The sequence below is a fragment of the Paenibacillus sp. VTT E-133280 genome, assembly GCF_002264385.1.
In the GTDB taxonomy this organism is placed as follows: domain Bacteria; phylum Bacillota; class Bacilli; order Paenibacillales; family Paenibacillaceae; genus Paenibacillus_AQ; species Paenibacillus_AQ nitricinens.
Map to the genome: position 1 here is coordinate 1 of NZ_NFUX01000131.1, position 7,866 is coordinate 7,866.

Consider the following 7,866-nt stretch of genomic DNA (forward strand, 5'->3'; position numbering starts at 1 on the left):
GAAGCTTCTCAATTCACGCTGTTTTTAGTTCTATCTATCAATCTTTGCCCAGCCGGAACGTACCAAATATTCTGCTGATAAAGAGTCCAACCATGTATCCAACCGGAATGAACAAGATGAGCCCCCACCATCCATATAAAGAGAGACAGATCAGTGCGGAGGAAATCATGGTAAAGGGAAGCAATAGGATAGGGACCGCATGCATACCTGCTTCAGCTTTTTGTTCTTTCGTAAACGGAAGGATCCCAATGTAATCATCACCAACAAACAACGACCAGAAAGAGAACAGCCAAAACGTCATAAGCGATGTTAAGACTACAAATCCCAGCCATTTGAACCCCGATGGAATGATAAGGATCGCTACAGCGGACACGGCTGTAAAAGCAAAGTAAAGCTTCAAATGGGCCGGATTCCGCACAAGTGCCTTAATCGCTGCCGCAGAGAACCGGCTCTCGGCAGTCTTTGATTTAAGCAAAGGCTGTGACTTCCGGAAAATCCACGGCTTATGGCGAGTCGGACGAGGTTTATCCAGAACATTGCGAAGCAGTATGGCTGCTATCTTCATTCGCTGCTTGTAGTCTTCGCGCACGTCGTTCATAAATGTCCCACGCATCACTAAGCGACAACGGAAGGCGATTATTGCAACGACTGTAAATACAACCGCACTGAGACAAATGAAGAGCGGACGATCACTCCAAAGGCTAGCTACTCTGAAATAGATAGCGTTCGGGACGGAGATCGCCAGAAACAGCCACAACCAGCGCCGCCAACCATGCTTTTGTACTTTTACAAGATGTCCAAGTAACTTAACACACCAGCTGCACGCCAAGGTCAGAGCGAACAGCGCCCACACCTCCGATGACGTCATCTCAAATCCCCGAATCAGAAAAGGCAATAACAGTGCAAAAGCCACAACGAACTTCAGCGATGTTACAATCAGGCTGTAAAGTAATCCTCGAAATACGATCGTATTTATCCAGCGCTGCCTTTGTCTAAGAAATAATAGATCGCCTTCCTGCAACAATAGCACCAAGCCCCCATTGCAGATCAGAAGTACTAATAATGAAAGAATGAGCATAAACGGCAAATTTTCGCTCCAAGCTGGTAGCCCCTCATTCCAGAATCCATAATACAACCGCCCGCCCAGAAAACCTCCGGGAATAAGAATATATAAGAGCACGGTCCAATCAGCCGCCGTACGGATAATAGCGGATTGCTCACGCCAATGAGAGAATAGCCGCCGTCTGAATAATTGTTTGGCATTAGAAAAAGCAAATGCCCGCTTGCCCTGCTTACTCATGTCAGTTCGTCGAAGCAATCAAACAACGACGCCTCCGGCAGCCCAGCATAATCGCGTATATCTTCGAGTGTTCCCGAGGCGGCAACCTTTCCCCCGGAGATCAGTACGAAATCATCGCATATTTTCTCTGCAGTATCCAGTACATGTGTGGACATTAATACACCAGCTCCACGCTTCCGCTCCGCTTCCAGCAGCCGCAGGAAATCTTTCGTAGCCCGAGGATCTAAACCAATAAATGGCTCGTCCACAATATACACATCCGGCTGTACCAAAAAGCCAAGCATTAGCATCATTTTTTGTTTCATGCCCTTAGAGAATCCAGCTGGAAGATCATTGCGCACATGGCCCATACCAAACTGCTTCAACAGTCTTTCTGCAGTTTCTTCGAACTGTTCGTACTTCAGTCCATAGGCAGCGGCCGCTAAATCCAAGTGCTCCCACAATGTCAAATCCTCATAAAACACAGGTTGCTCCGGTACATAAGCGTATGATTTATTAACTCCACTAAAAGACACCTTAGCCTTGGTATTCTTCAACAAACCAAGCAGGGTCTTAATGGTTGTACTTTTCCCAGCACCATTAGGTCCGATCAATCCGAGCAGTTGCCCTCGCTTCACTTGAAAAGAAATATCGAATATGCAAGGATCTCCCGCTTCATAGCCAGCTTCATCGATCTCAACATCGAGCACAATGTCGTCGTAGCTATCGGTATCCATCATTGTATCTACCTTCTCCATACTCTCCATCTCCTAAAACTTCTAATAGGTACTATTATAAATTGCATTCTCTATTACGTATATGAATGATATTCAAATGATCAACAGAGGCAATCGCAACTTATCTAATCGTACTATATATTTTTCCTGAAAATAATCAAGCTGCTTTTTTCACAATAATAACTTAAGCCCTGTGCAATAGCGAATAAAAGAAACCTCCCATCAAAGGGAGGTCTGTCCTACAAATTCCATGTTATTCGTCGCAGCTATTCCTTCCTGCTTCTTGATCGCCGCCTCATCCCTGCGTTCGATTTTACCACGCAGCATTAACAACCCTAGTCCTAACAATCCTGTAAGCAAACCAGATAGAATAAAGGCAGATACCGGCCCCGATGCTGTCACTAAGGCTCCACCGGCTACAGGTCCTAGAATAACAGCTGCGCTTGTAAGACTGCCAATGGTTCCAAATACACGACCTGTGTATTCCGCAGGTGTCCGTTGCTGGAGCATTGAATTGAAGGGGATAAACGCTAATCCTGCACCCACACCAGCAAACATGAAGGACCCAAACAAAGCAATGTTCATCCAGATTCCCGCTTGGCCATGAGCAGTTACGATTCCTGCACCCGAGAAGACAACGCCCATGATTACAGCCCCTAATCCCATAAAAATAAGCGGATGCTTACCACTGCCTAATCGGCTTACAAGCAGCGCAGATAGTAAGGTTCCAAAGCCACTGGCTGCTACACACCACCCCAGGAGATCTCCGTTCACACCTGGAATCTCCCGGAATAACGTTACAATCTGAGAGTCTCCGATCTGTAGCATTAGCAGCACCAGTACCAACATAACAATGCCACACAGCACTACAGGCATTCCTGCAATCACTTGCAGACCTGCCGACATTTCTTGGCGGAAGGATTTACGTACCTCCGTATCCCCCCCGCTTGTTTCCGTATCTTTCTTCTTAATTGCAGCTGTACGCGGTAATCCAAGCAAAATGATCGCCGATAAAACGAATGTAGCAGAATCGATCATATAACAAACAGATATGCCGAAGGCTGCAACTAGCAATCCACCAAGCGCTGGACCCACAATTTTAGTTATCTGCTCTATAGATGAGCTAAGCGCCATTGCTTTATCCATCTGAGCCACAGGCACAAGTTCCTTAATCTTTCCGCTTTTGGCCGGAGAGAACAGCACATCCATACATCCCTTAGCCAGCAGCAGCACATAAACCTGCCACAGCGAGCCTGCAAATACCAAGCAAATAACCACCGCTGCACGGGCTATATCTGAACCAATCATTAGTGCCTTGCGGTTGAAACGGTCACTTAAATAGCCGGCAAACGGACCTCCTAACAGCAGAGGCACAGCCATACATAAAGATAGGGCCGTAATCTCCCATGGCGTAGCATTCCATTTGAATCCTACCATCGTCAATAGTGCCAATATATGCAACCAGTCTCCTATGTTCGATACAAGCTGTGCAGCGATAAGCAACATAAATGGCTTATTCGCGGTTAGCTTACTTTCTTTTAAAGCATGAATATGATGTTCCTCCATCCTTCCTTCACTCCCCATTACTATTTCTCGATAAAATAATAGTAAAATATTGGAGAATGAGATTCATCCGTCTCGGGGCGTAAATGGCACTTGAACCGTGGAATGAAATTAATATCCTTTCAGAGACTGAGGTGAAAAACATTCAATTTCAACATATTCAAAAAATTGTTTGATTTTTAATAATTAAAAGTTGCTCATTGTGACAAATCACATGTTCTTCATCCGATCTTTCACGTATTCTATTGTTATCTCAAAGTTCGTTGCACAGGTAAACCGTGCACTAATAGATATGATTACAGAACGTGCGACGAGTTCACATGATTAACGATAAAGGGTGGAGAAGCATGATACAATCTTATGAACGTGATACACAATTAACACTACATTTGTACCGGGTATTTGCCAAATCCTTTAAAAGCATTAATGAGCATGCTGTTACTGGTAGCAAAATTGAAGGTTTTAATCCTACTGCCTTTGCCGTCATGGAAGTGTTGTACTATAAGGGACCACAGCCCATTCAACAAATTGGCGCCAAACTGCTGCTACAAAGCGGCAACGTGACTTACGTAATCGACAAGCTTGAAGAACGCGGCTATTTGCAGCGCAAGCCTTGTCCAAGTGATCGTCGTGTGATTTTCGCGGAGTTGACTGCGGAAGGCGAACGTCTCATGAATGAGATGTATCCGAAATACTCAGAGCGTCTTCATCTTGCTTTCAGCGGACTAAATGATGAAGAGAAGGAACAAATGATCACTCTGCTCAAGAAGATGGGCCTGCAAGCTGAGAAGCTTTCCCCTCTTCCCCGTAAGTAGAGCTAGAGGCTAGGCTGCTTTTTACTTCATATGTGTTAGACAAGCTGTTATCGCACGAAGAAGCCCGACCGGTAAATACCCGGTCGGGCTTCTTTATATGATTTAGAGAATGAGTTATGCCTTTTTCAAAGAAGAAGTAGCATCCTCTACCGAAGGTACACCCTTGCGCAAACCCCAAGATATAATTAGTGATAAGACAGCGAATACTGCCATCACGATGAATAGTGAATGAAGTCCTCCTTCAAGTGCACCACGCAAACTGTTGGATACTTCACCAGACAGGTTAGTTCCTGTATGCGAGCCGAGCAGCTTATTAATATCTTCACCTGTTACGTTTGAATCCGGTTGTTTTCGCAACAGTTGATCAATATTCAAGTTCAGCCAAGAACCAAATATAGCTACCCCAATGGTCTGACCCAGTGAACGGGTAAATGCATTAAGCGCTGTGGACGCACCACGTTGATCGTACGCAACCGAAGATTGAGCGATAATCGTGAAGACCGTAGAAGAGTATCCGAAGCCCACTCCACAGACCAGCATTAAGCCTAAGAGTATTAGCTGCGAAGATTCTCCAGTCAAGAAGACCAGTCCAATTGCTCCGGCAGCAATCATCATCAACCCAAGCATTGCCGTCCGGCGAGAGCCCGCGCGCAGAATCATCCGTCCACCTGCTATTGACCCAAGCATCCAACCTACAGACATTGGTGCAAGCAGCAAACCTGAGATTGCAGCGCTTTTTCCAGATACGCCTTGCACCCATAAGGGGATATACGTAGAAAGTCCAATAATTAAGGTACTTACCAGCAGGTTAGCACCCGTTGATACCGCGATGTTACGGTTTGAGAATAAGTTCAGTGGAAGCATAGGCTCTGGTGCACGGCGCTCCACAAACAAAAATAGAATTAACAGGATAACCGCTGCACCCAGTGTTGCCAGTAGTAATGGAGAAGTCCATGCCAGATTCTGTCCTCCAGTGGACAGTCCAAAGAGTAAAGCCCCCATGCCTGCTGCGAACAGAAGAACACCTGCCACATCGATTTGTGTCTTCCGACGCACCTTCTCTTCTTTCAGATAACGTGCAATAAATACCATGGCCAATATGCCAAATGGAAGATTGAATACAAATACCCAGCGCCAGCTTAAGTAATCTACCACATAGCCACCAAGCAGTGGCCCTACCAAAGAGGAAATCCCCCATACAGAGCTTAGCAGCCCTTGTGTCTTTGCTCTTTCTTCAATGCTGTAAATATCACCGATAATAGTAAAGGTCATTGGAATAAGTGCACCCGCACCGATCCCCTGTATCGCGCGAAACAGGATCAGCTGTTCCATACTTTGAGATATGCCGCATAATAATGAGCCTAGTAAAAAAACAGCCGCTCCCCACATGAATACAGGTTTGCGTCCGAACAGATCACTGATTTTGCCAAAAATAGGTGTAGTAATAGCCATTGCCAGTAAATATGAAGTAAATATCCAGCTCAGCCACTGCATTCCCTGAAAGTCGCCTACAATCGCCGGCCCGGCTGGTCCTGTTACAGTCCCCTCAATGGCCGCCAGAAACGTGGCCAGCAGTACCCCTGTTAATATTAGTTTACGTTCTAAATCCCCTGTTGACTTCAATGTTCCAAACCCTCTCTTTATGTATTAAGTGGATTGCCACTCCTCGCGCAGTAAAGCATAGAGAGCAGTATCCTGAAAGCCGGAAGCGATCTGCCTGTATTGACGCAGTAAGCCTTCCTTCTGAAATCCAAGCGTATGAACCAGCCTCTCCGCACGGATATTATCTGGATGACAGAACGCTTCAATCCGATTCAAGCCCATAATATTGAAACCAAAATCGAGTACAAGACCAAGTGCTTCTTTCATATATCCAAGCCCCCAAAAGGCAGGCGACAGATCACAGCCTATTTCACCACGGTAAGCCCCCTGAAGCTGCCAATGGTTATACCCACAGCTACCTATGACTTCCTCCCCAGGTCCAATAATACTCCAACGTAAGCTCTCCTCTTCCTGAGCCATCTGTGATAGAAGGTCTATAAGCTGCTTCGTCTCTTCTATAGAGGATAATGCCGGTGCACCCAGCCAGAGAGTAACTTCCGGATCAGACCAAACCTGAAATAACGCTGACGCATGCTCTGTAGTCATAGCACATAATTTTAATCTTCTACCGATCAGTGTAGGTGTCACTCCATTGCATAGATACAATTCTCCGCTCCCCCTTCAACTTATCAATTATACATCATTCAAGAGTATATCCTTAAGCTAAAAGTTCTAATTTTTTTAACATAGAAAAGAACAAATTGTATCCTCTCACGTAAAAAGCGCCTGCATCAAAAGGTTAATTCTCCCTTGATACAGACGCTTTTATGAAACTTTGAGTTAAATGATTTCATTCTGCTCCCTGAATAACTTCACTACACAGCACCTGAAGTTTGGCTCGAATATCCTTGAACTCTTCAATACCCGTGCCAGTAATACTGTACCCTTCACTATGTGCAGTCAGAAAGTTGTCCAGCGTCAGCTTTTCCAATTCCTGTTTCACTTCGCGTTCTCCTACACGATACCCCATGTCTTCCAGTCCGAGCAGCATCTCCGAGATCGTCACATCTTTATCATGGGCACAATAAAGCATGTGGATTCCTATGAACAAGTTCTGTACATCAGCGCGCATATTCCACTCCTTCTGGCAACAAAGCCTTCGGTATTTACTCTTGCATTACCCTATGACAGTTCATTGGAAACATCACCACAAGGGTTCAGCGCTACAGAGGGAGTTTGACCCATCCCAAAATATTACAAATTAATGTTGTGTCTTGACGTACCCCTCATAGCTGTACTATGTTGTTAGTTACAGTTAATGGTTTCATATTGAATTTAAAGTACAGGAAGGTGATGCTTCATGTTTCAAGCTATGCCCTATGATGGAACGCGCAGCGAGCAGTTTGAAGCCGTTCTAATCCAACTCGAAGCATTGATGAAGGACGAACCAAGTGCTACAGCCAATCTGGCTAATGCTTCGGCACTACTTAAACACGCTCTACCGGATACGAATTGGGCCGGTTTTTATTTATTTGACGGCAAGGAGCTAGTACTTGGACCTTTTCAAGGCCTCCCTGCATGCATTCGAATTCCGCTATCTCGCGGGGTGTGCGGAACGGCAGCCGCAGAGCGACGCACACTTGTAGTAGGAGATGTGCATGCATTCCCAGGTCATATTGCCTGTGATGCAGCTTCTAACAGCGAGATTGTTGTTCCTTTACTAAAAGATGACCGCCTGCTTGGCGTGCTTGATATCGACAGTCCGCTTAAGGATCGCTTTGATGACGAGGAACGCCGGTTTCTGGAGCGGTTCGCAGCTTTAGTATCGGAAGCTATCTAAAAATCCTCTCACAAATATATACTTTCTGATAGGTCAAGCATAAACGCCTTCGTCGTCCTCATAAGGACGGTAAGCGTTTAAGCGAGAAAT

8 protein-coding genes are annotated in these 7,866 nt (G+C 45.5%); 2 read left to right on the plus strand and 6 right to left on the minus strand.

Translation table 11 applies throughout. The features are described 5' to 3' along the window. Positions 1-37: 37 nt before the first annotated feature. The 3 genes from CA600_RS30110 to CA600_RS30120 form a co-directional block, all read right to left on the minus strand. Complete coding sequence (locus CA600_RS30110) at positions 38-1,318, minus strand: ABC transporter permease (protein ID WP_143812234.1); 1,281 nt, start codon at positions 1,316-1,318, stop codon at positions 38-40. Then, positions 1,297-2,037, minus strand: coding sequence for an ABC transporter ATP-binding protein (locus CA600_RS30115; protein WP_179281789.1), 741 nt, complete (start codon positions 2,035-2,037; stop codon positions 1,297-1,299). The genes CA600_RS30110 and CA600_RS30115 overlap by 22 nt, the downstream gene beginning before the upstream one ends. Positions 2,038-2,238: 201 nt before the next feature. Continuing rightward, entirely contained in the window at positions 2,239-3,582 is a 1,344-nt protein-coding gene (locus CA600_RS30120) for an MFS transporter (RefSeq protein WP_094874763.1), read from the minus strand. A 344-nt stretch (positions 3,583-3,926) separates the two neighbouring features. Here CA600_RS30120 and CA600_RS30125 point away from each other — a divergent pair, with 344 nt between their 5' ends. Continuing rightward, complete coding sequence (locus tag CA600_RS30125; protein WP_042123913.1) at positions 3,927-4,394, plus strand: MarR family winged helix-turn-helix transcriptional regulator; 468 nt, start codon at positions 3,927-3,929, stop codon at positions 4,392-4,394. 114 nt (positions 4,395-4,508) lie between these two features. Here CA600_RS30125 and CA600_RS30130 read toward each other — a convergent pair whose 3' ends face one another. From CA600_RS30130 to CA600_RS30140, 3 genes are all read right to left on the minus strand, one after another. Next, complete coding sequence (locus CA600_RS30130; protein WP_094874764.1) at positions 4,509-6,017, minus strand: MDR family MFS transporter; 1,509 nt, start codon at positions 6,015-6,017, stop codon at positions 4,509-4,511. 24 nt (positions 6,018-6,041) lie between these two features. After that, the gene (locus tag CA600_RS30135; RefSeq protein WP_094874765.1) at positions 6,042-6,602 is read right to left on the minus strand and encodes a GNAT family N-acetyltransferase; all 561 of its coding nucleotides are present in this window, start codon (positions 6,600-6,602) and stop codon (positions 6,042-6,044) included. A gap of 184 nt (positions 6,603-6,786) precedes the next feature. Then, positions 6,787-7,068, minus strand: a complete 282-nt coding sequence (locus CA600_RS30140) for a hypothetical protein (RefSeq protein ID WP_094874766.1) — start codon at positions 7,066-7,068, stop codon at positions 6,787-6,789. Between the two features lie 228 nt (positions 7,069-7,296). Here CA600_RS30140 and CA600_RS30145 point away from each other — a divergent pair, with 228 nt between their 5' ends. Beyond that, the gene (locus CA600_RS30145; protein WP_094874767.1) at positions 7,297-7,776 is read left to right on the plus strand and encodes a GAF domain-containing protein; all 480 of its coding nucleotides are present in this window, start codon (positions 7,297-7,299) and stop codon (positions 7,774-7,776) included. Positions 7,777-7,866: the final 90 nt, after the last annotated feature.